This is a genomic window from Pseudonocardia sp. NPDC049635 (genome assembly GCF_040659795.1).
In the GTDB taxonomy this organism is placed as follows: Bacteria; Actinomycetota; Actinomycetes; order Mycobacteriales; family Pseudonocardiaceae; genus Pseudonocardia.
In genome coordinates this window covers 26,036-51,413 of sequence record NZ_JBFAON010000033.1, presented here as the reverse complement: position 1 = coordinate 51,413, position 25,378 = coordinate 26,036, and the positions used below count along the sequence as shown (strand labels likewise).

At 73.6% G+C, this 25,378-nt stretch carries 24 protein-coding genes and 1 tRNA gene; 6 read left to right on the top strand and 19 right to left on the bottom strand.

Going from position 1 to position 25,378, the window contains the following annotated elements; translation table 11 throughout:
• Positions 1-153: 153 nt before the first annotated feature.
• The 3 genes from AB0J24_RS26100 to AB0J24_RS26090 all read right to left on the bottom strand — a co-directional run bounded on the left by AB0J24_RS26100 (position 154) and on the right by AB0J24_RS26090 (position 4,050).
• Complete coding sequence (locus AB0J24_RS26100; protein ID WP_358686062.1) at positions 154-510, bottom strand: hypothetical protein; 357 nt, start codon at positions 508-510, stop codon at positions 154-156.
• Between the two features lie 446 nt (positions 511-956).
• Positions 957-1,033: transfer RNA gene (locus AB0J24_RS26095), tRNA-Met, on the bottom strand.
• Positions 1,034-1,134: 101 nt separating this feature from the next.
• The gene (locus tag AB0J24_RS26090) at positions 1,135-4,050 is read right to left on the bottom strand and encodes a UPF0182 family protein (protein ID WP_358686060.1); all 2,916 of its coding nucleotides are present in this window, start codon (positions 4,048-4,050) and stop codon (positions 1,135-1,137) included.
• Between the two features lie 220 nt (positions 4,051-4,270).
• On the opposite strand from AB0J24_RS26090, the gene AB0J24_RS26085 reads away from it, so the two are divergent.
• Positions 4,271-5,302, top strand: a complete 1,032-nt coding sequence (locus AB0J24_RS26085) for a S16 family serine protease (RefSeq protein WP_358686058.1) — start codon at positions 4,271-4,273, stop codon at positions 5,300-5,302.
• A gap of 197 nt (positions 5,303-5,499) precedes the next feature.
• The gene (locus tag AB0J24_RS26080; protein WP_358686056.1) at positions 5,500-7,095 is read left to right on the top strand and encodes a zinc-dependent metalloprotease; all 1,596 of its coding nucleotides are present in this window, start codon (positions 5,500-5,502) and stop codon (positions 7,093-7,095) included.
• Positions 7,096-7,111: 16 nt separating this feature from the next.
• Here the strand turns inward: AB0J24_RS26080 and AB0J24_RS26075 are convergent, their stop codons facing one another.
• Positions 7,112-7,732, bottom strand: a complete 621-nt coding sequence (locus AB0J24_RS26075) for a YgjP-like metallopeptidase domain-containing protein (protein WP_358686053.1) — start codon at positions 7,730-7,732, stop codon at positions 7,112-7,114.
• Positions 7,733-7,883: 151 nt separating this feature from the next.
• Between AB0J24_RS26075 and AB0J24_RS26070 the strand changes: the two genes are divergently transcribed.
• Complete coding sequence (locus AB0J24_RS26070) at positions 7,884-8,861, top strand: hypothetical protein (protein WP_358686051.1); 978 nt, start codon at positions 7,884-7,886, stop codon at positions 8,859-8,861.
• Positions 8,858-10,186 carry an AarF/UbiB family protein gene (locus tag AB0J24_RS26065; protein ID WP_358686048.1) on the top strand — a complete coding sequence of 443 codons (1,329 nt, stop codon included), beginning with the start codon at positions 8,858-8,860 and terminating at the stop codon, positions 10,184-10,186. The genes AB0J24_RS26070 and AB0J24_RS26065 overlap by 4 nt, the downstream gene beginning before the upstream one ends.
• 43 nt (positions 10,187-10,229) lie before the next feature.
• Here the strand turns inward: AB0J24_RS26065 and AB0J24_RS26060 are convergent, their stop codons facing one another.
• Entirely contained in the window at positions 10,230-10,820 is a 591-nt protein-coding gene (locus AB0J24_RS26060; RefSeq protein WP_358686046.1) for a TetR/AcrR family transcriptional regulator, read from the bottom strand.
• Between the two features lie 79 nt (positions 10,821-10,899).
• Between AB0J24_RS26060 and AB0J24_RS26055 the strand changes: the two genes are divergently transcribed.
• Complete coding sequence (locus AB0J24_RS26055; RefSeq protein ID WP_358686044.1) at positions 10,900-11,325, top strand: VOC family protein; 426 nt, start codon at positions 10,900-10,902, stop codon at positions 11,323-11,325.
• Positions 11,326-11,416: 91 nt separating this feature from the next.
• On the opposite strand, the gene AB0J24_RS26050 is transcribed toward AB0J24_RS26055, so the two are convergent.
• The 6 genes from AB0J24_RS26050 to AB0J24_RS26025 all read right to left on the bottom strand — a co-directional run bounded on the left by AB0J24_RS26050 (position 11,417) and on the right by AB0J24_RS26025 (position 15,924).
• Complete coding sequence (locus AB0J24_RS26050; RefSeq protein ID WP_358686042.1) at positions 11,417-11,677, bottom strand: hypothetical protein; 261 nt, start codon at positions 11,675-11,677, stop codon at positions 11,417-11,419.
• 65 nt (positions 11,678-11,742) lie between these two features.
• Positions 11,743-12,102 (bottom strand): WhiB family transcriptional regulator, encoded by a 360-nt coding sequence (locus tag AB0J24_RS26045; RefSeq protein WP_358686040.1) that lies wholly within the window; start codon positions 12,100-12,102, stop codon positions 11,743-11,745.
• Between the two features lie 194 nt (positions 12,103-12,296).
• Positions 12,297-12,548 carry a hypothetical protein gene (locus tag AB0J24_RS26040; RefSeq protein ID WP_358686037.1) on the bottom strand — a complete coding sequence of 84 codons (252 nt, stop codon included), beginning with the start codon at positions 12,546-12,548 and terminating at the stop codon, positions 12,297-12,299.
• A 203-nt stretch (positions 12,549-12,751) separates the two neighbouring features.
• Positions 12,752-14,845 (bottom strand): ATP-dependent DNA helicase UvrD2, encoded by a 2,094-nt coding sequence (locus AB0J24_RS26035; protein ID WP_358686035.1) that lies wholly within the window; start codon positions 14,843-14,845, stop codon positions 12,752-12,754.
• Between the two features lie 277 nt (positions 14,846-15,122).
• Positions 15,123-15,494: a transcriptional regulator gene (locus AB0J24_RS26030; protein WP_358686032.1), complete on the bottom strand. Its 372-nt coding sequence runs from the start codon at positions 15,492-15,494 to the stop codon at positions 15,123-15,125.
• Positions 15,484-15,924, bottom strand: a complete 441-nt coding sequence (locus AB0J24_RS26025; protein WP_358686030.1) for a hypothetical protein — start codon at positions 15,922-15,924, stop codon at positions 15,484-15,486. The genes AB0J24_RS26030 and AB0J24_RS26025 overlap by 11 nt, the downstream gene beginning before the upstream one ends.
• 104 nt (positions 15,925-16,028) lie before the next feature.
• On the opposite strand from AB0J24_RS26025, the gene AB0J24_RS26020 reads away from it, so the two are divergent.
• Entirely contained in the window at positions 16,029-16,268 is a 240-nt protein-coding gene (locus tag AB0J24_RS26020) for a mycoredoxin (RefSeq protein WP_358485876.1), read from the top strand.
• A 177-nt stretch (positions 16,269-16,445) separates the two neighbouring features.
• Here AB0J24_RS26020 and nudC read toward each other — a convergent pair whose 3' ends face one another.
• The 8 genes from nudC to AB0J24_RS25980 form a co-directional block, all read right to left on the bottom strand.
• A complete protein-coding gene (gene nudC / locus AB0J24_RS26015) occupies positions 16,446-17,495 on the bottom strand; it encodes an NAD(+) diphosphatase (RefSeq protein WP_358686028.1) in 1,050 nt (349 codons plus the stop codon).
• A complete protein-coding gene (locus tag AB0J24_RS26010) occupies positions 17,492-18,877 on the bottom strand; it encodes a pitrilysin family protein (RefSeq protein ID WP_358686025.1) in 1,386 nt (461 codons plus the stop codon). The genes nudC and AB0J24_RS26010 overlap by 4 nt, the downstream gene beginning before the upstream one ends.
• A 100-nt stretch (positions 18,878-18,977) precedes the next feature.
• On the bottom strand, positions 18,978-20,300 hold the full coding sequence (locus AB0J24_RS26005) for a pitrilysin family protein (RefSeq protein WP_358686023.1): 1,323 nt from the start codon (positions 20,298-20,300) through the stop codon (positions 18,978-18,980).
• Positions 20,301-20,339: 39 nt separating this feature from the next.
• Positions 20,340-21,638, bottom strand: a complete 1,299-nt coding sequence (locus tag AB0J24_RS26000; RefSeq protein WP_358686020.1) for an aldehyde dehydrogenase family protein — start codon at positions 21,636-21,638, stop codon at positions 20,340-20,342.
• A gap of 50 nt (positions 21,639-21,688) precedes the next feature.
• Positions 21,689-22,288, bottom strand: a complete 600-nt coding sequence (locus tag AB0J24_RS25995) for a class F sortase (RefSeq protein WP_358686018.1) — start codon at positions 22,286-22,288, stop codon at positions 21,689-21,691.
• Between the two features lie 44 nt (positions 22,289-22,332).
• Positions 22,333-23,256 carry a DUF4142 domain-containing protein gene (locus tag AB0J24_RS25990; RefSeq protein WP_358686016.1) on the bottom strand — a complete coding sequence of 308 codons (924 nt, stop codon included), beginning with the start codon at positions 23,254-23,256 and terminating at the stop codon, positions 22,333-22,335.
• 102 nt (positions 23,257-23,358) lie between these two features.
• Positions 23,359-24,222, bottom strand: coding sequence for an exodeoxyribonuclease III (locus AB0J24_RS25985; protein WP_358686014.1), 864 nt, complete (start codon positions 24,220-24,222; stop codon positions 23,359-23,361).
• A gap of 124 nt (positions 24,223-24,346) precedes the next feature.
• Positions 24,347-25,345, bottom strand: a complete 999-nt coding sequence (locus AB0J24_RS25980) for a potassium channel family protein (protein WP_358686064.1) — start codon at positions 25,343-25,345, stop codon at positions 24,347-24,349.
• Positions 25,346-25,378: the final 33 nt, after the last annotated feature.

Below are 25,378 nucleotides of genomic sequence, written 5' to 3'. Positions count from 1 at the left end.
CTGCGACCTCTGGGTTATGAGCCCAGCGAGCTACCGAGCTGCTCCACCCCGCGCCGAACGGGACCGCGTGATCCCGTCTGTGTTGTGTCCCCACCGTACACGGTGGGCCCGAGCCCCCGCACAGGGGGTCCCGGGCCGACCGGCCGGGGAGCGTCAGTTCAGCTCGGGCCAGATGTCCACGTCCACCAGTCGATAGCCGTCCCGCACCTCCTGCTCGGTCAGTGGGCTCGTCTCACCGTGATAACCCGCTGCCAGCGCAAGCTGACCGTAACCGATCCGCTGATCCCCCGAAGCGTTCCGATAAACGTATTCGAGGTTGTAGTTTCCCTGTTCGTTGGCCTCGATGGAGATCGCGTTCGGGCCACTGATGAAGAACTCGACGGGGCGGCACGCAGCCGGACCCGAGCTGGGGTTCCCGCGACACTCAGGTTGCGCCATGGCACTCGGGGCAACCGCGATCGAAGCCCCGAACAGCGGTAACGACAATCCGGCCAGCAGCGTGAGGCCCACGACGACGATGCGGAGCGGACCCGACGGAGTACGAGACATCCTGAATACCACCTTTCCGGCTGGATTCGTGACCTGCCGACCCGGAACCGTCGGACCCGTTCCGACGGCCGGGGAGCGGTCGGCAAGCACGCGAACCGAAGGTAGAAGATTCGCGGCCGGGAAAACAACGGGATATGCATCGAACCGAAAGGAAACCGCTGTTTCACTCGGGCGGCGCACTGCCGGAACCATATTGCCCGCGGCAGTTTCACCCCGATGCACGTGCCGGCCCCACGTCCGACGGCCGCGAGGGCGGGGTCGGCGTGCTACCCCGTGGAAGTCAGGAAGCAGGAGATCTCAGACAACGGGCCGGGCGCCGGGGCCGCGGCGCATCCACGTGACCGGTCGCCGTCGGACCCGAGGCGCACGGCGAAGGCCCCCGGGACATCCCGGGGGCCTTCACCACGTGGTAGCGGGGGCAGGATTCGAACCTGCGACCTCTGGGTTATGAGCCCAGCGAGCTACCGAGCTGCTCCACCCCGCGCCGAACGGGACCGCGTGATCCCGTCTGTGTTGTGTCCCCACCATACACCGCGGGCCCGGGCCCCCTGCACAGGGGCCCGGGCCCACCGGGTGCTGCCTCGGTCAGCCGCCCGAGCTCTGGAACGCCTCCACGGCCCGATCCAGCTCGGCGAGCGCCTCACCCTGGCGGGCGAAGTCACCGGCCTGCTGGGCGGCCCGCAGGTCGTTCAGCGCATCACGGATCTCCTGCGCCGCGGCCGCCTGCGCACCGGTGGGTGCGGCCGGCGGAGCAACAGGGGCCTCCGCGCCGTTCGGGTCCGGCGGCTCCTGCTGGGAAGGCTGCTCCCCCGTGGTCGGTGCAGCTCCACCGGCCGCGTCACCGGCGCCCGCTCCGAAGACCTCGTCCAGCGCCGCGGACAGGCTCGCGTTGTAACCGACCCGACCGCCGTAGCTGACCAGTACGCGGGCCAGCTGCGGGTAGGACGAGTCCTGCCCGGCCCGCTCGATGTAGACCGGCTCGACGTAGAGCAGGCCACCGGCCACCGGGAGGGTGAGCAGGTTGCCGTAGTCGATCGTGGTCTGGTTCTGCCGGAGCAGGTTCAGCTCCTGCGAGACCTCCGGGGAACCCAGGAACTGGGCCTGGACCTGCTGCGGACCCAGCGTCTGGGTCTCGTTGGGCAGCTGGAGCACCGTGATCTCGCCGTAGTTCTCCGGGTCGGAGGCCGCCGACACGTAGGAGGCGAGGAACTGCCGGCGCAGGCTCACCAGGGCGCTGGTGAGCTGGAACGACGCACCCTCCTGGTTCGGCAGCCCGGCGTAGAGGTAGTACGGCGGCTGCGCGTCCTGCACGCCGCCCTCGGCACCACCGGGCGCCGTCGGGTCGGAGGGAACGTCCCAGAACGACACCGTCGAGAAGAACTCGCCGGGGTTGTCGACGTGGTAGCGGGTCAGCAGCTCGCGCTGGACCTTGAACTGGTCCTCCGGGTAGCGCAGGTGCGCCTGCAGGTCGGGGCTGATCTCCGAGCGCGGTGACACCGAACCCGGGAACGCCTTCGACCAGGTCTGCAGGACGGGATCGGACTCGTCGAAGGCGTAGAGCTTCACGGTGCCGTCGTAGGCGTCGACCGTGGCCTTCACCGAGTTGCGCAGGTAGCTGATCGTCTCGTTCGGCAGCTGCTGGCCGTCCGGCCCGAGCCGCGAGTCGGCGGTGGCGTCGCCCAGCTCGACCCGCTCGGCGTACGGGTAGTTCTGCAGCGTCGTGTAACCGTCGACGATCCACTGGATCCGCCCGTCGACGACGGCCGGGTACGGGTCGTTGTCCAGCGTCAGCCACGGGGCGACGGCCTGCACCCGGTCCCGCGGGTTCCGGACGTACATGATCTTCGACTCGGAGTTGATCGAGCTGTTGAACAGGATGTTCCGCTCGCCGTAGGCCAGCGCGAACACGGCCCGGTTGAACAGTCCGCCCACCGGCACGCCGCCGGCACCGGTGTAGGTGTACTGCGCCTCGTCGGAGTCGTACTCCCGCGGCGGGGTGCCCTCCTCGGCGCCGACGATCGAGTACTGGTTGTCCAGCAGCTCGCCGTAGTAGATCCGCGGCTGGTCGACCGGGATCCGGCCCTCGGTCTGGGTGTCGCTCACGGTGAACAGCGGCAGACCACCCTGGCCGCCCGCGTCCTCCAGCGCCTCGTTGACCTGGTTCGCCGGCGCGGCCACGAAGCCGTTGCCGTGCGTGTAGACCAGGTGCCGGTTGATCCAGTCCTGCTGGTTGCCGACGAGGGCGTTCGCGTCCATCTCACGGGCGGCGACGACGTAGTCCTGGGTCTCGCCGTCGATCGTGTACCGGTCGATGTCCAGGTTGGGCGCGAAGCCGTAGAAGTTCCGTCGCTGCTGGAGCTGGGTGAACGTCCGGTTCAGCTTGCCCGGGTCCAGCAGCCGGATGTTCGGGATGGTGTCGGTGTCGGCGCGGACCTGCGCCGGTGTCGCCTCGGACTCCCCGGCATAGGGCACGATGTTGACGGTGTCCGGTCCTATCCCGAACGCGTCCCGGGTCGCCGCGATGTTGCGTTCGATCGACGGTGCCTCCCGCTCGTTGGCGTTCGGCGCGACCACGAACTGCTGCAGCACCAGCGGGAACGCCGTGCCGACCAGGATCGACGAGATCACCAGCATGACCACGGCGACCGCCGGGATCTGCAGGTTCTGCCGGAACGCCGCGTAGAAGAACGCCAGCGCACAGACCACCGCGATGATCAGCAGGATCAGCTTGGCCGGCAGCACCGCGTTGAGATCGGTGTAGGTGGCGCCGTAGAAGGTCTGCGAGTTCCGGTTCGACCACAGCAGGTCGTACCGGTCGAACCAGTAGGCGACCGCCTTGAGCAGCACGAACACGCCGGCCAGCACGGCGAGCTGGGCCCGGGCCGCGGTGGAGACGAAACCGGACCGGCCGGTCAGCCGGATGCCGCCGAAGATGTAGTGCGTGATCAGTGCCAGCACGAAGCACAGTGCGATCGCGACGAACAGCCAGTTCAGCACCATCCGCAGGAACGGGAGGGTGAAGGCGTAGAACGCGATGTCGTTGCCGAACTCCGGATCGACCTGTCCGAACGGCGTGCCGTGCAGGAACGTCTGCACGGTCTGCCACTGCACCGGCGCGGCCAGGCCCGCGATCAGGCCGATCGCGGCCGGCACCCCGACGGCGAACAGCCGGAGCCGCTGGATGATCGTCGTCCGGTAGCGGGCGACCGGATCCTCCGGGCCCGAGACCGGCACGAACACCGGGCGGTACCGGTAGGCCAGCCACAGCGTCAGCGCGACCAGACCGCCGACCACCAGGCCCACCACGCCGAACAGCACGATCTGGGTGAACAGCCGGGTGAGCTGCACGCTCCGGAACCCGACCTCCCCGAACCACAGGTAGTCGACATAGAAGTTCAGCAGCCGCGAGCCACCGAGCAGAAGCACTACGAGGACGCCCGCGGCGGCCAGCAGGATCCGGGTTCGGCGGGTCAGCGACGGCGCTCCCACGGGGGGCCGCATGGACGACACGGGCACGCTCCACAGCTCGGTGACGACATCGCAGAGATCTCGGCCGGCGGGGAGCGACGGCAGATCCTCCGACCGTCAACTCTACGGCGACCGCGTGAGTTCCCGGTGGCGCCCCGGGAGCTTCCGCCATCCCATCACGAAAACGACACTTCGGACAGGCCGGACGGCACCCAACGGCGTCCCCATGCGATCGCGACCGTAGGGTGCGCGCGTGGGCCATCGATCATCGACGTGGGTGACGGCGCTGCTGGTGCTGCTGGGTCTCACCGTCGTCGGATCGGCGCTCCCCGCCCCCGTCGTCGCGCTGGGCCCCGGCCCGACCTTCGACACCCTCGGCGAGGTCGACGGCACCCCGGTCGTCTCCGCGGAGGGCCTGCCGACCTACCCCACCGAGGGCCACCTCAACATGACCACCGTCGGCGTCACCGACGGCATCACCACGATCCGCGCGCTCGGACTGTGGGCGTCCGGGACGCACCGGCTCGCCCCGCGGTCGTCGCTCTACCCGCCGGGACGCAGCACCGACGAGGTCACCGCGCAGAACCAGCAGGAGTTCGACGGGTCGATCGCGAACGCCGAGGCCGCCGCCCTCAACCACCTCGGGCTCCCCACCCGGGTGACGGTCGGCGCGCTCACCGACGGCTCGCCGTCGGCCGGCGTGCTCGAGGCCGGGGACGAGATCCGCGGTGTCGGTGGCGCCCCGGTCGCCTCGGTCCAGGCGCTGCTCGACGCGCTCGGCACCGCCCGCCCCGGCGAGCCGCTGGAGCTGACGATCGTCCGGGGCGGGGGGCCCGCCCACGAGGTCACCGTCACCCCGGCGCCGCACCCGTCGGACCCGGATCGCGCGTTCCTCGGCATCACCCCGGCCACCACACCCGCCGACGGGCAGCGGCTGTCGATCACTCTCGGCGACGTGGGCGGCCCGTCGGCCGGGTTGATGTTCAGTCTCGCCCTGGTGGACAAGCTGACGCCGGGACCGCTCACCGGCGGCCGGTTCGTCGCCGGCACCGGCACCATCAACGCCGAGGGCGAGGTGGGCCCGATCAGCGGCATCCGGTTCAAGATGATCAAGGCGCAGGAGGTCGGCGCCGAGACGTTCCTGGTGCCGGCCGCGAACTGCGCCGAGGCCGCCGCCGACGCACCGGACGGGCTGCAGCTCGTCCGGGTCGGCACGCTCGACGAGGCCGTCGACGCACTGGAGACCCTGAACGCGGGCGGCACGCCGGCGACCTGCACGCCGTAACACAACCGGAGCCGCACAGCCGGAGTGACGCAGGCGGAGCCGCACAGCCGGAGCAGCACACCGCAGCGCACACTCGGTGGCGCCCGCGGGCCCGGCCGGTTCACCGGCCGCGAACAGGCCCGGCGACCTGTGCCGACACCGGATCGCGCTGCCGCGGGCGGCGGCGTCGGCCACCCCGTCCGCGTACGGTGGACCGCATGAGCGACATCCCGTTCGGCTTCGGCCCCGCCGACCGTGACCGTGACAAGGACGAGGAGGGGCGCGGCCCCGACTCCTCCGCCGGCTCCGGTGACGGGCCCGGCGGCGAGCAGGAGGGGCCGCAGGATCCGTTCGGCTACGGCTCGCACCCGGCGTCCGGCGACGGCCCGGCCGGTCAGCAGCCCGGCCCGCAGCAGAACCCGTTCGCCGCGTTCGGCATGGGCGGGCTCCCCGGGATGCCCGGGATGCCCGGTGGCGCAGGCGGCAACTTCGACATGAGCCAGCTCGGGCAGATGCTGTCCCAGCTCGGCCAGATGCTCAGCCACGCGGGCACCGGTTCCGGCGACGGCGGACCGGTGAACTACGACCTCGCCGCCCAGATCGCCACCCAGCAGCTCGCGCAGACGACGTCCTCGCTCACCGACGACCAGCGCACCGCCGTCTCCGAGGCGGTCCGGCTCGCCGAGCTGTGGCTGGACCCGGCCACCGAGTTCCCGGCCGCGGGTGGGGAGATCAAGGCCTGGACGCCCAGCGACTGGGTGCGGGCCGGGATGCCCACCTGGAAGCGGCTGTGCGACCCGGTCGCCCGCCGGCTGTCCTCGGCCTGGGTCGAGGGCCTGCCCGAGGAGGTCCGCAACGCCGCCGGGCCGATGCTGGCGATGCTCGGCCAGATGGGTGGCATGGCGTTCGGCAGCCAGCTCGGTCAGGGTCTCGCCCAGCTCGGCAAGGAGGTGCTCACCTCGACCGAGCTCGGCATCCCGACGGGCCCGGAACGGACGACGGCGCTGCTGCCCGAGGCGATCGCCCGGTTCACCGAGGGCCTGGACCGCCCGGCCGGTGAGGTGACCCTCTACCTGGCCGCCCGCGAGGCGGCCCACCAGCGCCTGTTCACCCACGTCCACTGGCTGCGCGAGCGCCTGCTCGGCGCGGTCGAGGACTACGCCCGCGGCATCACCGTCGACACCACCCGGATCGAGGAGCTGGCGCACGGCATCGACCCGTCGAACCCGGAGTCGATCCAGGAGGCCATGCAGTCCGGCATGTTCGAGCCGGAGGACACCCCGCAGCAGAAGGCGGCGCTGGCCCGGCTGGAGACCCTGCTCGCGCTCGTCGAGGGCTGGGTGGACACCGTGGTCGCCGAGGCGCTCGGCGAGCGGCTGCCCGGCGCGGACGCGCTGCGCGAGACGATGCGCCGCCGCCGGGCCTCGGGCGGCCCGGCCGAGCAGGCGTTCGCGACGATCGTCGGGCTGGAGTTGCGCCCGCGCAAGCTGCGGGCCGCCTCCGAGCTGTGGCAGCTGCTGCGCGACGAGCGCGGGACCGACGGCCGGGACGCGGTGTGGGCGCACCCCGACCTCATCCCCTCGGCGGACGACCTCGACGACCCGGCCGCGTTCGTCCGCGGCAGCTCCGGCGGGGGCGTCCCGGACGACCCGATCGCCGAGCTCGAACGCCAGATGGTCGAGGACGCGCGGAAGGACCGGGCCGACGGCTCCGGCGCCGACGAGGCGTCCGCGTCCGATGACGCCCCCGAGAGCGGCACCGACGGCGAGACGGGCCCCGGGCAGGAACCCGGCGGGGACGAGCGCGGCTCCTGAGCGGCCCCGCCCGCGTTCAGCCGCCCGCGGCGGCCGCCGGGGGCTCGGTGACGGCGGTCGGGCCCGAGCCGGTGGACTCGGGCTCCGCATCGGAGGTCGCCGGGTCGCCGTCGACCCCGGTGATCCCGAGCGACGCCGCGGCGTTGAGCCCCTCCAGGTAGCCGATGGCCCGCTCGGTGCGCGGGTAGCGGTACACCCACGACCAGAAGGCCTCGTCGTGCGCGGCGGACAGCAGGTGGCCGAGCTCGTGCACCAGGACGTAGTCGACCACCCAGCCGGGGGCGTCCCGGAGCCGCTCGCTGACCCGGATGGTGCGGTCGTCCGGTGTGCAGGACGCCCAGCGGGTCCGCATCGTGGGGACCCAGCGGACGGACACCGGTTGCGCACGGCCCTCCAGCCAGCGGGTCGAGAGCTCGTTCGCGCGGCGTAGCAGGGCGTCGTCGCCGCGGCGGCCCGGTGAGCGCCGCCGCGCCTCGCTGGCCTCGATCCGTTTCACCATCTCCGCGACCCAGTCGCGCTCCTGCTCGGCGGACATCCAGCCGGGGATGAACACCACGACGCGATCGCCCTCGCGGCGCGCGCTGACCATCCGCTTCCGGCGGGCACTGCGTCGGACCTCGACCGGGGAGCTCGCCATACGACAAGAGTAAGCCGCCCTGACATCCGATGTGAGCCGCTGGTACGGGCCGATATTCGCCCCCGGCGCTGCGGCCGGGGGCTGTGTGCTCCTGCGAACGTCGTCGCGGATCCGCCCACGCCGGGGCGCCCGTGCCGCCACCGTGGCCCGGATGAGCGGACTCCCCCGTCGGCTGGCGCTCGCGCCGCACCACACCGTCACGGCGACCGGGCCCCGCACCCGCCGGATCGGCAGCGGCCCGGCCGGGACACGGGTGCTGGAGGATCTCTCCCCGGCCGCCACCGGGGCGCTGGACCGCCTGGGCGCCGGGCCCCGCTCGGTGGCCGACCTGCTGGCGGACGTCCCGCCCGGGGGGCGGTGCGCGGACCTGCTGGTGCTGCTCGGCGTGCTGCTGCGGGCCGGCCTGCTCGTCGACGCCGACCTCGCCGACCGGGCCCGGCGGCGGCGGCGCTCCGCGCTGGTGGAGGTCCGCGGGGACTCGGCGCTGGCCTGTGCGGTCGTCGCCGGGCTGGCCCGTGCCGGGATCGGGCACGTGCACCCGCGGGTGACCGGGGCCCTCGGCAGCGCGGACGTCGCCGTCGGCCTCCCGCCGACCGGCGGGCGTCGGGCCCGGGTACTGCACGACCTGCTCGCCGCCGCGGGCGTCCGGTCCGGGCCCGCCGGCCGGGTCGCACCCGATCTGGTGGTCCTCGCCGGCGCTCCGGGAGCCGTCCCGGACGACGGGGTGGTCCAGCTCGTCGTCACGCTGCGCGACGGACGCGGGGTGGTCGGGCCGCTCGTCCTGCCCGGCGGCGGCCCGTGCCGGCGGTGCCGGGAGGACGTCGCGGATGCATCCGCCGTCGTCCCGGGCCCGCGCACGGCCGAACCGCACGTCGTCGCCGCAACCGCTGCGCTGGCCGTGGCACAGGTCCTCGCCGCGCTGGACGGGCCGGTCGGCGGGCATCCGCCGCCCGCGTCCTGGCGCACGGAGCTGGAGCTCGCCACCGACCTGGCGTCGATCACCGCCCGGCCGCTGCCCGGACGCCCGGGCTGCCCCTGCAGTGCTGCGACAACGGCCGTGACAGGAATCATGACAACACCCACGGCGAGGTGCGCACCACCCGGCACCGGGTGGACAATCGTGGGGTGAGCGACATTCCCCGACGGACGGCATCGCGTACCGCCAAGCTCGCGGGCATCCCGCTCGGTGTCGCAGGGCGGGCTGCTGCCGGTCTCGGGCGCAGGCTCACCGGTGGAGACCGGGAGGAGATCTCCGCGCAGCTCGCGGCGAAGAGCGCCGAACAGCTGTTCGCGGTGCTCGGTGAGCTCAAGGGCGGCGCGATGAAGTTCGGCCAGGCACTGTCCGTGTTCGAGGCGGCGGTACCGGACGAGTACGCGGCCCCCTACCGCGAGGCGCTGACCAAGCTGCAGTCCGCGGCACCGCCGATGCCGATGACCGACGTCGACCACATGCTCACCCAGCAGTTCGGCCGGGCCTGGCGGTCCCGGTTCTCCGAGTTCGACGAGACCCCTGCGGCGTCGGCCAGCATCGGCCAGGTGCACCGTGCCGTGTGGAAACGCGACGGCCGTGAGGTCGCGGTCAAGGTGCAGTACCCGGGCGCCGAGGAGGCACTGCGCTCGGACCTGCGTCAGCTCGGGCGGATGAGCCGGATCCTGCAGCCGCTGGTTCCCGGGATGGAGATCAAACCGCTGGTCAACGAGCTCCGCGACCGGATGGAGGAGGAACTCGACTATCGGGACGAGGCCGCGTATCAGCGCGAGTTCGCGGCCTTCTTCGAGGGCGACCCGGAGGTGAAGGTCCCCCGGGTCGTCGGGTCCGCGCCCAAGGCCGTCATCACCGAGTGGGTGCAGGCGCGTCGGCTGTCCTCGGTCATCCGCGAGGGCACCCGGGAGGAGCGCGACCACGCCGGCGAGCGGCTCGCCCGGTTCCACTACTCGGCGCCGGACCGCACGCACCTGCTGCACGCCGATCCGCACCCGGGCAACTTCGGCATCCTCGACGACGGACGGCTGCTGGTGCTCGACTTCGGTGCCGTCGCCCGGATGCCGGACGGCATGCCGCCCGAGCTCGTGGCGATGACCAAGTACGCGCTCGAGGGGCGCAGCGCCGACCTGATGACGCTGATGCGTTCGGCCGGGTTCGTCCGCGACGGCGCCCGGGTCGACCAGGAGCAGATCCTCGGCTACCTGGCTCCCTTCACCGAGCCGCTGGAGACCGACGAGTTCCACTTCAGCAGGCGCTGGATCCAGTCGCAGGCCGAACGGGTCGGTGATCTGCGCAGCCCGGAGGCCGCGATCGGACGGTCGCTGAACCTGCCCCCGCGCTTCCTGCTGGTGCACCGGGTGACGATGGGGACCCTCGGCATCCTCTGCCAGCTCGACGCCCGGGTGCGGCTGCGGGAGATCATCGAGCGCTGGCAGCCCGAGATGTTCGAGGGGCCCGCAGCCTCCTGAGCGGAGACGCGGGCGCCCCGCGCCCGGTGGGCCCGGTATCCGGTCACCCGGTTCGGAGGCCGGCCAGCGTCCGTTCGAGCGCGGCCTGTGCGGCGGCCCGGTCGGCGGTGGTCGTCCCGGGCCCGGCGAGCCACATGGCCAGCTCGTTCATCGCGCCGGACAGCAACCGGGCCAGCGGTTCGACCGGCTGCGGTGCCAGATCACCGTGGTCCACCAGCGCCCGCAGCGCCTCGGCGAGATGCCGGCCGGACGTGCGTTCGTCGAGCTCCCGCCAGGCCGGCCAGCCGAGCACGGCCGGCCCGTCGACCAGCATGATCCGGGCTGCGGCCGGGGCGGTGCTGGCGTCGATGAACGCCCGGCACCCGGCCAGCAGCTGCTGCCACGGATCGTGCGGGAACTCGCCGGCCGCGGCCACCACCTGCTCCGCGACACGTTCCTGCACCCGTTCCAGGACCGCGGCGAACAGGCCCGCCTTGCCGTCGAACTGGTGGTAGAGCGCGCCCTTGGTGACCCCCGCGCCCCCGACGACGGCCGGCAGCCCGACCGCGCCGTAACCGTCGCGCGCGAACAACCGCTCCGCCTCGTCGAGCAGTGCCTGCCGCGTCCGCTCCCGCTGCTCGACCCGCACACCCATACAGTCCTCCTCGTTGACATACCGAGGGTACGTCAGTAGCTTTTCGCGTACTGATGGTACGCCAACTGCAGGAGGAATCGTGCTGACCAGCTGCTACCCCGTGCTCACCACCGGCGACGTGGCCGCAGCGCGCGCGTTCTGGACCGGCCCGATGGGCTTCGAGATCACCTTCGACACCGACTGGTACGTGAGCCTGCAGCGCGAAGGCCACGAGATCGCGGTGCTCGACCGGGACCACCCGACGATCCCGGAGGCCTACCGCGGCAGGTCCGCAGCAGGCGTGCTGGTGAACCTCGAGGTGGACGACGTCGATGCCGAGTGGACGCGGCTGGTCACCGAGGGCGGCCTCCCGGTCGCGCAGGAACTGCGGGACGAGGACTTCGGCCAGCGCCACTTCGTCGTCGCCGGGCCGGACGGGGTGCTCGTCGACGTGATCACCGAGATCCCGCCGTCACCGGAGTTCGCCGCGGCCTTCGCCGACGGGGTCGCCGTCGAACCCTCCTGATCCGCGGCACCCCGGAACGTGACACCGCCGGAACATGACACCGCCCCGCCCGGAACCGGTCCGGGCGGGGCGGTGTCGTCGTGGCACGGGATCAGGTGACCCGGGCGCGGGCACGGGCCCGCTCGGCCCGGACCGACACCCAGGTGGCGAGCCGGGTCCAGCGCCGGGCGGCCGAGAGCCGGCGGGCGAGCCGGTACTGCGCCGCCTCACGCTGTATCTCCTGCTGACGGGATCTCGCCAGAACTTCATGGATGAGGGACATCGTGCTCTCCTGGTTCACGAGGCCGGTGGTGCGGTCGCGGTGGGCCGGGCGTTCGGCCGGCAGTGCCGTTGCTGTCGTCAGGTGCTTCATCACGGTCGTCTCCTCGTCGGTCGGGTCTCGGGGTGGAGCGGCGGATCGGCCGGCTCCGGGCCAGTTCAGCAGCTCGCGGCCAGCGCGTAGGCGCGGTCGCGCTCCAGGTCGGCCTTGCGGGGACGGCCCCTCGGCCGTTTGCGGGGGATCACCCGGCCGTGGTCGAAGATCTCGCCGCCCCACACCCCCCACGGTTCACCGCGGGACAGCGCGCCGGACAGGCAGGCGTCCCGCACGGGGCAGCCGGTGCAGAGCGCCTTCGCCTGCTCCAGCTCGGTCGGTGACTCGGCGAACCACAGGTCCGCGTCGCCGTTGCGGCACGGTAGCGCCGACCACTGCCCGGTGGTGGCTGTTCCGGTCGCGCCGGCAGCGGGTCGCCCGCCGGCCGGCGACGAACAACCGCCACCCCTCTCGGTCTGGATCACTCCGCCGTCACACGGAGCGGATCTCACGTACACGATCGACCTCCTCGATCGAACTTCTCGGACGGTTGTCGGACCTGCGTTCTGCACAGATCTGCTTCCCTCGGGACGGACGTGCGGACAAAAAAATCGGGGCCGTGGAACCCGTGTGCGTGGGTTCCGCGGCCCCGATCGGGACTCGACGCGAGCGCTGAGGGTCAGGTTCCCCCTCGGCGCCCGGGAACGGACGCTGATGTGGACTTGTCGTCGACGAGCGGACCGAAGTCCATGGCGATCACGGCGGACCCGGTGGCCGGGCGGGAGTACACGTCTCCCCGGGTACGGTTCGGGCCGCCGACGACCTCGGGCCGCTGCCACGAACGCGCGCCGAGCGTCGCGTGTGCGACGGTGCTCGCGGGCGGGCACACCACGGGGCGGCCGTTGCGGACGATCAGATCGAAGTCGCTCATTCCGGCCACCTCCTCGGTGCGTTCCGTGCCTGCCGCCGGGCGGTCTCCCGGGCGGTGCATGTGCCGAGGGAGCGATGCCGTCCACTCGGTGGCGTCGACACTAGAAGTGCCGCGCACAACGCTGCAACCGGTTTTCGCGAACTCCTCCGGAAGTTCACCGGGAGCTGACCGAAGAGGGGTCCACCGGTACCCCGCGCCCGGCGCTAGCTGTCGACGAGCAGCCCCAGCACCGCGTCGCCGTACCGGTCGAGCTTCGCCGCCCCGATCCCCGGGATGCCCACCAGCGCGGCGGGATCGGCCGGACGCTGCTCGGCGATCGCGGTCAACGTCGCGTCGGTGAGCACGACGAAGGCCGGCACGTCCTGCTTCTTGGCCTCCGCGGCACGCCACTGCTTGAGCCGGTCGAGCAGTTCCAGGTCGACGTCGGCCGGGCAGTCCGCGCAGCGCATCAGCTTGGTCGCGGTCGCGCCGAACAGCGGCGTACCGCAGACCCGGCAACGTGGACGCCGGCCGCCTGGGCGGCGCTCCCCCGCCACCCGCGACGCCGGGTGCGAGTCCGGGATCAGCCCGTACAGGAACCGGGAGCGGCGCCGCTTCGAGCCGCGCCCGGACGCACGGGACAGCGACCAGGACATCGACAGCACGCGCCGCGCCCGGGTGATCCCGACGTAGAACAGCCTGCGCTCCTCCTCGATCGCGTGCTCGTCGTCCCCGGCGTGGCCGATCGGCAGGGTCCCGTCGGCCAGCCCGACCAGGAACACCGCGTCCCACTCCAGGCCCTTCGCGGCGTGCAGCGACGCCAGCGTGACCCCCTGCACGACGGGTGCCTGTGCGGAGTCCGCGCGGGAGTCCAGCTCGGCGCACAACCGGGTGAGGTCGGCGGCCGGTTCGACGGCGGCGAGCTCTTCGGCGACGCCGACCAGCGCGAGCAGCGACTCCCACTGGGCGCGCAGGGTGGCCCCCTTCGGCGGCTCGTCGCTGAGCCCGGCGCGGGCACCGAGCACGGCGCGGGTCACGTCGACGAGATCGGTGCCGGGCCGCTGCTCGGGCGCGGCGGCGCGCAGCGCCACCATCGCCCGGCGGATCTCCGGGCGGGCGAAGAACCGCTCGCCGCCGCGCACCTGGTAGGGCACCCCGGCGTCGGAGAGTGCCTGCTCGAACGCCTCGGACTGGGCGTTGATCCGGAACAGCACCGCGATCTCCGAGGCGGGTGTGCCGTCGCGGAGCAGGGTGAGGATCCGGCCGGCGACCGCGGCGGCCTCGGCCGGTTCGTCGTCGTGCTCGGAGAAGTCCGGGTCCGGGCCGGGCGGGAGCTGCCCGACCAGCTGCAGGCGCGACCCCGCCGGACGGTGCCGGGCGGCGCCGATCAGCTGGTTCGCGCAGGAGACGATCTGCGGGGTCGACCGGTAGTCGCGCTGCAACCGGACGACGGCGGCACCGGGGAACCGGCGCGGGAACTCCAGCAGGTAGCGCGGCGAGGCCCCGGCGAAGGTGTAGATCGTCTGGTTGGCGTCGCCGACGACGGTCAGATCGTCCCGGTCGCCGAGCCAGGCGTCGAGCAGGCGCTGCTGCAGCGGCGTGACGTCCTGGTACTCGTCGACGACGAAGCAGCGGTAGCGGGACCGGAACTCCTCGGCGACCCCGGCGTGCTCCTCCAGGGCGACGGCGGTGTGCAGCAGCAGATCGTCGAAGTCGAGCAGCTGTGCGGCGTTCTTGAGCTCCTCGTAACCCGCGTAGACCTGGGCGACCTGCTCGGCGGACCCGGGTACGTCACGCTTGCGCCGCGCCGCCTCGGCCGGGTAGTCGACCGGGGCGACCAGCGACGACTTCGCCCACTCGATCTCCGAGGACAGGTCGCGCAGCGCGTCCGAGTCGGTGCCGACCCCGGCGCGCGCGGCGGCCTGACCGACCAGCCGGAACTTGCCGTCGAGCAGGCCCCACGGCTGCCCGCCGATCACCTGGGGCCAGAAGTAGCGCAGCTGGCGCAGCGCGGCGGCATGGAAGGTGCGGGCCTGCACCCCCGGAGCGTCCAGCGCGCGCAACCGGGTGCGCAGCTCCCCCGCCGCGCGCGCGGTGAAGGTGACGGCGAGGACCTGGCCGGCGGCGACATGGCCCTGCCCGACCAGGTGCGCGATCCGCCGCGTGATCGTGCGGGTCTTGCCGGTGCCGGCACCGGCCAGGACGCAGACCGGCCCGCGCGGCGCGGTGACCGCTGCCCGCTGCTCGGGGTCCAGCCCGTCCGCGCTCTCCGGGTCCTGTCCTGCGCGGGCGGGGCGGGGGGAGGTTCGGGACGGCACGCACCCATCCTGACACCCGCCTCCGACGCTCCCGCCGGACCACCGCCGGATCCGCGGCCACCCGGCGGACGGCGTGCGCGCGGGACGGCTCGTCCGCACAGGCCCGCCCGGCCGCGCAGGCTCGCCCCGTCGGCACCGGGTCACCCCGGCCGCACCGGGTCACCGCCCCGTCCGCACCGGGTCACCCCGGCCGCACCGGGTCGCCTCACCCGCACGGGACTCGATCTCGTGCGGACCGGGTGGACACCTGCGACCGGTGTCGCCGACCGGATCCGGGTCAGGGGGCGGGGTCAGGGGGCGGGGCGGGATCGGTGATCGCGCCGGCGGCGATCCGGCGCAGTTCCGCGACGTGGGCGTCGAACGCGGCCCGGCCGCTGCGTGTCTGCGCGATCCCGGTGAGCCTGCGCGCGTCGGACCGGGTCGCCGAGCGGGACTTCGTCGTGGTGGCGTAACCGGCGTCGACGAGGACCCTCAGGTGCTTGGACAGGGTGGCGTCGGTGATGCCGAGGGTGTCCCGCAGCACTGCGAAGTCGATCTGCTCGACGTGCCGCAGGATGCCCGAGATCCGGAGCCGGACGGGGGCGTGGATGGTGTCGTCGAACCCGCCCCGGGCTCCGGCACCGGCCGGGTCGGCCCGCTCAGTTGCCACGGCGCACGTTCTCCCTGGTCAGTCGCTCGAACGCGACGTTGGCCCACCACACGACGCCGAAGCAGACGGCCGCCGGGGCCAGCGCCCACCACGGTGACAGCGACGCCGCCAGTCCCAGCGAGACGACGAGGAGCACCAGCACCGCCACGCAGGCCACGGCGAAGACACCCCAGGCCCGGGGGCCGACGGCGCGGGGACGGATCCCGGTCACCCGCCGGTGCACCCACAGCAGCGCCACGACAGCGAACGCCAGACCCCACACCGCGGGCCTGCGGACGGCCTCACCGAACGCAGGAAGCGCCACGTACCAGGCAGCCGCCAGGGCGAACGCGGCGTGCAGCCAGGGCGGCGCGGCGAGCCGCCCGGCGAGCGCGGCGCGGTCGGTCTCGAGGTCCCGCAGCGCGTCGCGGGCGGACGAGTCACTTTCCATACCGGAAAATTAATCATTTGCCAGCACGGCAAGTCAAGAGTCTTGCCGGAACGGAAAGCGACATCGCCGGGAAGATCCCCGGGGCGGGCGCGGTTGTAGCGGGCATGGCGGACCTGACCATGTACACGACCAGCTGGTGCGGTTTCTGCCGCAGGCTGAAGCTCCAGCTCGACGAGGCCGGCATCGGCTACCGGGAGATCGACATCGAGCGCGAGCCCGACGCCGTGGCGTTCGTCGAGCAGGCCAACGGCGGCAACCGCACTGTCCCCACCGTCGTCTTCCCCGACGAGTCGGTGGCGACCAACCCCAGCTTCGCCGAGGTCAGGCAGCGACTCGGCGTCTGAGCCCCGGCCACGCGAGCAGCGGTCAAGCCGGCGAGCGGCCGCAGCCGACGATCGGCCCGGCGGGCGGGCGTCCCGGTGAGCGGCAGGCCGGCAGCGGTCGCCCCACGCGAGCGGCAGGCCGGCAGTCGTGGAGCACGGCGGCGCGGGCGAGCCCGTGCCGCCGTGGTGTGTCCGGGATCAGTCCCCGGCGGCGGCCCAGGACTCCAGCATGGTGCGGGCGATCGACACCGTGCCGGGCAGCATGACGACCGGGTCGGTGTCGGGGCCGGCGGCGTCGTCCTCGCGGCTGGCCCAGTCCCCGCGGGCGAGCGCGGCCCGCAGTCGAGCGCGGGTGATCCACAGCGCCTCGGCGATCTCGCCCTCGGCCGGCTGCAGCGGCACGTCCGGGTCGCCGATCGCGTGGAAACCGACCATCAGCGACCGCGGGAACGGCCACGCCTGGCTGCCCAGGTAGCGGACGTCGGTGACGTCGAGCCCGACCTCCTCGGCGATCTCGCGTTGCACGCAGGCCTCCAGCGACTCGCCCGCCTCGACGAATCCGGCGAGCACCGAGTAACGGCCGACCGGCCAGACCGGCTGGCGGGCCAGCAGGACCCGGTCGGCGCCGTCGTGCACCAGGCAGATGATCGCCGGGTCGGTGCGCGGGTACTCCTCGTGCCCGTTGTCGCAGCGGCGGGCCCAGCCGGCGTTCTGCGGTCGGGTGCGGGTGCCGTCGACCGCGCAGAACCGCGCCCGCTCGTGCCAGTTCAACGTCGCGACCGCACCGGTCAGCAGTCCCGCGCCGAGCGGGTCCAGGAAGGCACCCGCCGCACGCAGGTCGGCCCACTCCCCCGGACCGCCGGCGAAGACGTCGCTGTCCGCGGTCTTGGCCGACCCGATGCGCACCGCCCAGTAGGGGACGTCGTCGGCCTCACCGAGCAGGACCGCCTCCTCGGGAGGCTCCGCAGCGATGTCGGTGCCCGGGCGGGTGCGGACCCGCCCGTTCCGGCCCGCGGCGGAGTCCCAGCCGGCGGCGTCGCCCTCGCGGAACTCATGGTCCGGGTCGACCTGCCAGTCGACCGGGGTGCGCCCGGACTCGTCGACGACGACCACCTGGGCCTTGGGCCAGGAGTCGCGCACGTAGTCCGGGTCGAGACGCAGGTTCTCGTCACGGACCAGCGCGTTGCGGGACAGCACCGGCTGTTCGACCAGGGTGAAGTCGCCCCGGCGGGAGGCGTCGCCGCTCACGGCAGGCTCACCCCGCCGAGCGCCGCGAGCCGGGAGCCGATCGCCTCGGCGTCGCCGACGACCACGCCGGTGAACCGGGCCGGTGCGAACAGCTGCGCGGCCGCCTCGGCGACCTCGTCGACGGTGACGGCCTCCAGCCGTTGCGGGCGGTCCCGGAGCCACTCGACGCCGAGCCCGACCGCGTCCAGCGCGGACAGCGTCCCGGCCAGCGCGGACTGGCTGTCCAGCGAGATCAGCAGCGACCCGATCGCGTACCGGCGGGCCGATTCGATCTCCTGCTCGGTCGGCGGGACCACGACCATCCGGCCCAGCTCGTAGCGGGTCTCGAGGAGCGCGGCCGCGGTGACGTCGGAGGCGACGTCGACGTCGAGTCCCAGCACCGCCCCGCCGGGCACGAACTCCTGACCGGAGTGCGCACCGTAGGTGTAGCCCTTGTCCTCGCGCACGTTCTCCATCCAGCGCGACGAGAAGTAGCCGCCGAACACCAGGTTGGCGAGCTGGAACGCGGTGTAGCGCTCGTCGGTGCGGTCCAGGCCGGGCGCGGTGAGCCGGATCTGGGACTGCACCGATCCGGGCCGGCGCACCAGCTCGAGATCACCGGCGACGGGCGCGGGCGGCGGCGACAGCCGGCGTGCCGGGTGTTCGCCGGACCAGCCGCCGAGGCGGGTGGTGACCTCGGCGATCGCGGCGTCGGGGTCGATGTCGCCGACCAGCACCAGCCGCGCCCCGCCGGGCACGACCGTGCCGGCGTGCAGCTCCCGGACGCGCTCGGGCGTGACCTCGGCGACCGCTGCCGCCGTGGGCATCTCGGCGACGATCGGATGGTCGCCGAAGCGCTTGCGCATCAGGGCCTCGCGGGCGACCGTGCGCGGCTGCGCCCGGGCCACCGCGATCCGCTCGGCGAGCCGGGAACGTTCGCGGACCACCTCGTCGTCGGGGTGGGTGGCGCCGGTGAGCACGTCGGCCAGCACGTCGAGCACGACCGGCAGCCCGGTCGCGAGCGCGGAGCCGCCGATCTGCAGCCACTCCGGGTCGACCCCGACACCCAGCTCGGCACCGACCGCGGCCAGGTCGTCGTCGATCCCGACCCGGTCCCGCGAGGCGGTACCGGTCAGCATGGTCTCGGCGACGAGCTCCATGCCTGCGGTCCATCCGGCGTCGGCGGTGTCGGCGGGCGACGCCGCCGGGATCCGCAGCACGGTCTCGACCAGCGGCACCCCCGGGCGGTGCGCGGCGATCACGGTGAGCCCGTTCGGGAGGGTCGCGGTCACGACCTCGGGCAGCGGCACCGGCGTGGTGCGGCCCAGCGGGGGCAGCTCGCGCGGGCCCCGCTCGGTGCGGCCGATCTCCTCGGCACTGCGGTGGGTGCGGACGGCGGTCACGCGGTGACTCCCTCTCGGTGGTGGATGGTGCCGGTCCCCCCGGCGGGCCGGGTGGGGCCGGGGCAGCAGGCGCCGCGGGCGCCCGCGGACCGGTTCCGGTTCACTCGGCGCCCTCCGGCGACGCCGGCTCGACGGTCAGCACCGCGCGGCCGGCGCCGCGCAGCCGCGCCGCAGCGGCGGCCACGTCGGACGTGGTGAGCGCGGCCAGGCGGGCGGGCAGTTCCAGGGCCAGCTCGGCGCGGCCGTAGAGCAGCTCGCGGGCACCGAGCCCCAGCATCCGGTACATCACCCGGTCGTCCTCCCGGTGCAGTGCCGCCGTCCAGCGGGCGGACTGGCGGGCCAGCTCGGCGGTGTCCGGGCCCTGCTCGGCGAGCCGGTCCAGCTCCTCGTCGACGGCGGACGTCACCCGGTCCGGTGCGACCTCGGCCGGGTGCACCGCGGTGATCGTGAACGTGTCCGGGTCGCGGGCGTCGAACGGACCGCCCATCAGCCCGTTCGACGCCGACACGTCGGTGACCGAACCGTCGCGGTGCACCAGGCGGCGCTGCAGGCGGGCGGCCTCACCGTCGGTCAGGACGGACGCCAGCATCGCGTGCGCGAGGTAGCCGTCGGGATCGGTGGTCGGATCCGGCACCCGGTAACCGAGGGCGAGCGCCGGCAACGGGGCGTGCACGTCGGTCACGCTCTGCCGCCGCTCGGTGCCGGGCACCGGCTCGGCGAACGAGCGCCGCTGCGGCACCGGGCGGGCCGGGATGTCGCCGAAGTGCCGCTCGACGAGCGCCAGCGTGCCGTCGACCCCGTGCTCACCGAGGTCGCCGTGCACGGTGACCAGGGCGTTGCCCGGGGCGTAGTAGGTGTCGAAGAAGGCCGCCGCGTCGTCCAGGCTCGCCTGCTCCAGCTCGGAGAAGTCGCCGTAGCCGTTGTGCGCATTCGGGAAGGTGTCGTAGAGGACCGGCGGCAGCAGGATCCACGGGAACCCGCCGTAGGGGCGGTTGTGGACGTTGAGCCGGATCTCCTCCTTCACCACGTCGACCTGGTTGCGCAGGTTCTCCTCGGTCAGTTTCGGCGCGCGCAGCCGGTCGGCCTCCAGGAACAGCGCGCGGTCCAGTGCGGCGCCGGGCAGCACCTCGAAGTAGTCGGTGTAGTCCTGGTGGGTGGAGCCGTTGAAGATCCCACCCGCGGACTGCACCTGGCGGAAGTGCTCCAGCTTCTCCAGGCTCTCGCTGCCCTGGAACATCAGGTGCTCGAACAGGTGCGCGAAGCCGGTGCGCCCCTCCGGCTCGGAGCGGAACCCGACATCGACGTGCACCGCGACACCGACCACCGGTGTCGCCGGATCCGGCACGACGAGCACGCGCAGACCGTTCGGGAGGGTGGCCCGGTGCAGCGGGAGCGTGGCGGCGGGCTGATCAGTCACGGACACACGGCGAGGCTATCCCGGCACACCGACACCGCGGCGGCCTCAGGCGGGCGGCAGCACGACGAACTGGCGCAACCCCAGGTCACGGTAGGTGACGGGGCCACGCGGACCGGGCGTGTGGTCGACGTTGATCCCGGTCTCCGGCAGGCCGAGCAGCTTGTAGCCGTCGAGCAGCCGGGAGGTGGTGTTCCAGAACACCCCGGTGCCGGTGTAGCGGTCGATGAACCGGTGGGCGACGTCGGCGTCGGCCGCACAGATCGTCGCGGCCAGCCCGGAGGTCTCCCGGGCGGCGGTGTCGGCGGCGTCGTCCGGGCCGTCGACGGGCGCGACGGTCACGTGTGCCTCGGCCCCGGGGTCGAGCGCCCACTCGTGCCCGAGCCGGTGCGTGTGCGGCGGCTCGGACAGCGTGATGCCACGGGCGTCGAGGGCTGCCTTCGCCACCGGCACCAGCGTGTCGTAGACCGGCCGGTCGACCAGCAGCAGGTTCAACCGGTTGCAGACGCCGAGCCGGTCGGTCGACTCGGTGACCAGGCGGGTCACCTCGTCCGGGGTCGCGGACGAGTCCAGGTAGAGCACGCCACCGCCGTCGGCGTGCGCGAGGACACGGGTCCCCGCGGTCGCGCCGAGCAGCGTCAGCCTGCGCGTGACCTCGCCCGACCCGCGCACCACGACCAGCGGGACCAGGTCGGGCAGCCCGACCAGCGCCTCGGCGCCCGCATGCCCGGGCAGCGGCACGAGCTGGACCGCCTCGGCGGGCAGGCCGGCCTCGGTCAGCGCGGGCTGCAGCACCTGCTCGACGAGCGCGGTGGCGCTGGCCAGTGCCGCCGACCCGGTCCGCAGGACGGCCGCGCTGCGCGCCTTGAGCACCTGGGAGGCGACGTCGACGGTGACGTTCGGGCGGGCCTCGAACACCGCGCCGATGACGCCGACCGGGATCCGCCGTTCGAACACCCGCTCGCCGGTCTCCAGGGTCCGCACCGGCCGTTCGGTCGCCGGCTCGGGCGTCGCGGCGAGCACCTCCAGCTGGGTGGCGATACCGGCCAGACGCTCCTCGTCCAGCCGGAGCCGGTCGAGCAGTCCGGCGGCCATCCCGCTGCGCTGCGCGGCGGCGACCTCGGCCGCGTTGACCTCGAGCAGATCGGCTGCCCGATCCCGGATCCGCGCGCCCGCGGCCCGGAGCGCGTCGTCGATACGCCCCGCACCGGCGGCCCGGACGGCCGGCGCGGCGGCCCGGGCCCGCTGCGCGGCGACCCGGACGGCGGCGAACTCCGGTGCCTCGGGCCCTCCGGTCGGGGCTGCGTCTCCGGACGAGGCTGCGTCGGTCGCGGTGGAGGTGCTCACGCAGGTCAGGGTAGGCGCTCCCGGCCGGGCCCCGGCGCCGGACACCCGGGTCAGGCCGGGACGGCGTAGACCACGATGTTCGACTCGTAGCTGCCTGCGACCGGATCGAACGTTCCGCCGCAGGTGATGAGCACGAGCTGGGGGGCGCCGTCGCGGCGGAAGACCTCGCGGGGCAGGTCGTACTTGCCGTACTCGCGGCGGGCGACCACCCGGAATCGTGCCGTCCGGCCGTCCGTGCCACGGACGACCACCGGTTCACCGTCCGCGAGCTGCGGCAGTACCGCCAGCACCCCGATCCCCTGGGTGCGCGAGTCGACGTGCCCGGCGAGCACCGCGCTGCCGGCCGCGCCACCCGGCAGGACCCCCGGAGCCCACCAGCCGACGTGCCGGACCTGCTCGGGCACGACCATCCCGCCGTCCGGCCCGGTGCCGACCGGTTCGACGGGCGCGGTGACGCCGCGGCCGGGGAGCTCCAGGGTCGCCGGCTGCACCGGGCGGGGCGCCGCCGCGACCGCCGGGGCCGGACGAAGCGGCGCCGCCGAGCCCACCGGGACGTTCCCGAGGTCCTCGGCGGCGAGCCGCGGCGGGTCGCCGCCGGCGGCGAGCCCGGCGCCGGTGCCCAGCAGGGCGGTCCCCAGGAGCAGCAGCACCGCCGCCTCCCGGGCCCGGCCGCTGGGGCTCCGGCGCCGAGGGATCACGCGCGCGAGCGGCGCAGCCGGAGCGCGCCGGCGACCAGCAGCGCCAGCCCGGCACCGCCGAGTGCGACCGGGAGCGCGACGTCGGACGCCGACGCCGCCTGGCCGCCGGTGCCGGCGTCGACCGCCGGGGCACCGCCCTGGCCGGACCCGCCGCCGTTGCCGTTGCCGTTGCCGTTCCCGTCACCGGAGCCGGAACCGGCGTCGCTGCCGGAGCCGTCACCGGCACCGCCGCCGCTCCCGTCGCCGGCACCACCGTCCGCGGTGCCGCCCTGACCGGAACCGTCGCCGCCCTGGCCACCGGCCTCCGGCCCGGCCGCCTGGCCGTCGGAACCCTCACCGGCGCCGTCGCCACCGGGGGTCGCCGCACCCGCTGCGGTCGCGGCCTCGTCCAGCTGTGTCTTCAGCTCGCCCAGATCGGTCAGCTGCGCGCGGGCCTGGTCGATCTGCTCCGGCGGGAGGCCGGGCACGTTCAGCAGTCCCTGCGCCTGCTCGTTCAGCTGCCCGACCTGCTCCTGGGCGGCCTGCAGCCAACCCTGGTCGAACTGCTCGCCGGTACGGGCCGCCAGGTCGTCCACCTGGGCCTGGATCTCGGGCGAGACCTGGTCCGGCAGCGACACCCCGATGCCGGACGCCAGCCCGCGCAGCCGCTCGTTGAGCTGCTGCCCCTCCTGCTGGACCTGCGGCGCGAGGTTGCGGACCTGCTCGCCGACGCCCTGTTCCAGGCCGATGCCACCGAGCGCGGCGAGTCCGAGGGCCTTCTGGTGCGCGTCCCCGAACGCCTGCCGCGGGTCCCCGATGCCGGGCACCTCCGGCAGCTCGGTCGGGATCGACGGGGTCTCACCGCCACAGGCGGCGAGTCCGACGAGCGCGAACGCGGCGACGGACGCCCCGACGGTGCGGCCGATGCGGTTCTGGTTCATGGTCTTCCCCCGAGAGTAGCGATCCACATGCGGTGGGCTATCGCGTTACGCCGAACGTTGCAACACGAACCACGCTTCGTCGCAACAGGTCTCGGTGAGTGGCTACTTCTTTCGGACCAGTGGCGCCGGTGACGAGGGCGGCGGCACCATCGGACCGATGTCACCGTCCGGTGCCTCGTCGAGGTCGAGCAACACCGGCGCATGGTCACTGGGCAGCTTCCCCTTGCGGGCCTTGCGGTCCACCCAGGCCGCCGCCCGGCGCGCCGCCGGACCGTCCCCGGCCAGCACCAGGTCGATCCGCATGCCCTGGTCCTGGTGGAACCGGCCGGCCCGATAGTCCCAGTAGCTGAAGACCCGCTCACCGGGCCAGCGGTCCCGCACGACGTCGTGCAGACCGGTGGCCTGCAGCGCGGCCAGCGCCGCCCGCTCGTCGGGCGTGACGTGGGTGGCGCCGTCGAACGCCGGACGGTCCCACACGTCGTCGTCGGTCGGGGCGATGTTCATGTCGCCGGCCACGACGGTCGTCACCGGGTCGCCGGCCAGCACCAGCTCCCGCAGCGCGTCCAGCCAGCGCAGCTTGTAGCCGTAGTGCGGATCGTCGGGGGTACGCCCGTTCGGCACGTACACCGAGGTCACCCGTAGTCCGCCGCAGGTCGCGGTGACGGCGCGGGCGTCCGGCCCGGTCCGGCCGCCCTCGGCGAACACCGGCTCGTCGGGCAGGCCACGCACGACGTCGTCCAGCCCGACCCGGGACAGCAGCGCGACCCCGTTCCACCGGCCCTCGCCGTGGTGGGCGTACGCGTAACCCCGCTCGGCCAGTGCACCGGCGAAGGTGGCGTCGAAGTCGCTGTCGGAGAGCTTGGTCTCCTGCAGGCAGACGATGTCGGGGGCCCGCTCGTCCAGCCAGGGCAGCAGGCGGGGCAGCCGGGACTTCGCCGAGTTGACGTTCCAGGTGGCGAGGCGCACGCCGCGACCCTACGAGAGCGACCCGTGGAACCGGCGCCGGACACCGCGAGTCCGTGCGCGGCGCGACCCCGCCTCGCCGACGCCGCCTCCGGTGCCGCAGGTCACCCGGCGCCGCCGGCTCGGGTCACTCCTCGTCCGGGAGCGTCGCCTTGCGCACGTAGAGCAGCTGGTCGCCGCGCTCCAGGGCGTCCACGGCCGGCGCGTCGACCCGGTACAGCTGCTCGCCGCGCACCACGCCGAGCACGATGTCGGGCAGGTGCCGTGGTGAACCGCCCACCTCGGCCGGTTCCACCTGGCGCTGGCTGATGGCGAACCCGGCGTCGGGGGTCAGCAGGTCCTCCACCACCTCGACCACCGCCGGGGACCGGGTCGCGACGCCCAGCAGCCGCCCCGCGGTCTCGTCCGAGACGATCACCGAGCTCGCACCGGACTGGCGGAACAGGTGCACGTTCTCGGCTTCCCGGACGGCCGCCACGATCGAGATCGACCGGGACAGTTCGCGGGCGGTCAGCGTGACCATTACCGCGGTGTCGTCCCGGTCCAGTGCGACGACCAGCGTCGTCGCCAGCTGCACCCCGGCGATCCGCAGCACCGACGACCGGGTCGCGTTGCCCGAGACCGTCACCAGTCCCAGCCCGGACGCGACGTCGAGCCGGCCCCGGTCGGTGTCCACCACCACGATCTTCTCCGGTTCGACGCCGTCGCCCAGCAGCGTCTCGACCGCCGCCCGGCCCTTCGTGCCGTAGCCGACGACGACGATGTGGTCACGCACGCGGGACCTCCAGCGCTGGATCCGGAACGACTGCCGGGAGCGCTCGGTGAGCAGCTCGACGGTCGTCCCGACGAGGACGATCAGGAACAGCACCCGCAGCGGGGTGATCACGGTGATGTTCACGGCGCGGGCGGTCGGGGTGACGGGCACGATGTCGCCGTAGCCGGTCGTCGAGAGCGACACCGTGGCGTAGTACAGCGCGTCCATCAGCGAGATGTCGCCGGCACCGTTGTTGTCGAGGTAGCCGTCGCGCCCGACGTACACGATCAGCGTCGTCGCGCCGAGCGCGAACAGCGCGATCAGCAGGCGGGTCACCAGGGAGCGGACCGGGCCCGAGCGGGCGTCGGGCATCCGCAGCGCACCCTCGACCTGCGGATCGAGGGT

Coding starts and splice junctions, on each gene's coding strand:
- AB0J24_RS26090 (WP_358686060.1), bottom strand. CDS start 4,050: ATGCGGCCCCCCGTGGGAGCGCCGTCGCTGACCCGCCGAACCCGGATC.
- AB0J24_RS26080 (WP_358686056.1), top strand. CDS start 5,500: ATGAGCGACATCCCGTTCGGCTTCGGCCCCGCCGACCGTGACCGTGAC.
- AB0J24_RS26075 (WP_358686053.1), bottom strand. CDS start 7,732: ATGGCGAGCTCCCCGGTCGAGGTCCGACGCAGTGCCCGCCGGAAGCGG.
- AB0J24_RS26070 (WP_358686051.1), top strand. CDS start 7,884: ATGAGCGGACTCCCCCGTCGGCTGGCGCTCGCGCCGCACCACACCGTC.
- AB0J24_RS26060 (WP_358686046.1), bottom strand. CDS start 10,820: ATGGGTGTGCGGGTCGAGCAGCGGGAGCGGACGCGGCAGGCACTGCTC.
- AB0J24_RS26050 (WP_358686042.1), bottom strand. CDS start 11,677: ATGAAGCACCTGACGACAGCAACGGCACTGCCGGCCGAACGCCCGGCC.
- AB0J24_RS26040 (WP_358686037.1), bottom strand. CDS start 12,548: ATGAGCGACTTCGATCTGATCGTCCGCAACGGCCGCCCCGTGGTGTGC.
- AB0J24_RS26025 (WP_358686030.1), bottom strand. CDS start 15,924: ATGGAAAGTGACTCGTCCGCCCGCGACGCGCTGCGGGACCTCGAGACC.
- AB0J24_RS26020 (WP_358485876.1), top strand. CDS start 16,029: ATGGCGGACCTGACCATGTACACGACCAGCTGGTGCGGTTTCTGCCGC.
- AB0J24_RS25990 (WP_358686016.1), bottom strand. CDS start 23,256: ATGAACCAGAACCGCATCGGCCGCACCGTCGGGGCGTCCGTCGCCGCG.
- AB0J24_RS25980 (WP_358686064.1), bottom strand. CDS start 25,345: ATGCCCGACGCCCGCTCGGGCCCGGTCCGCTCCCTGGTGACCCGCCTG.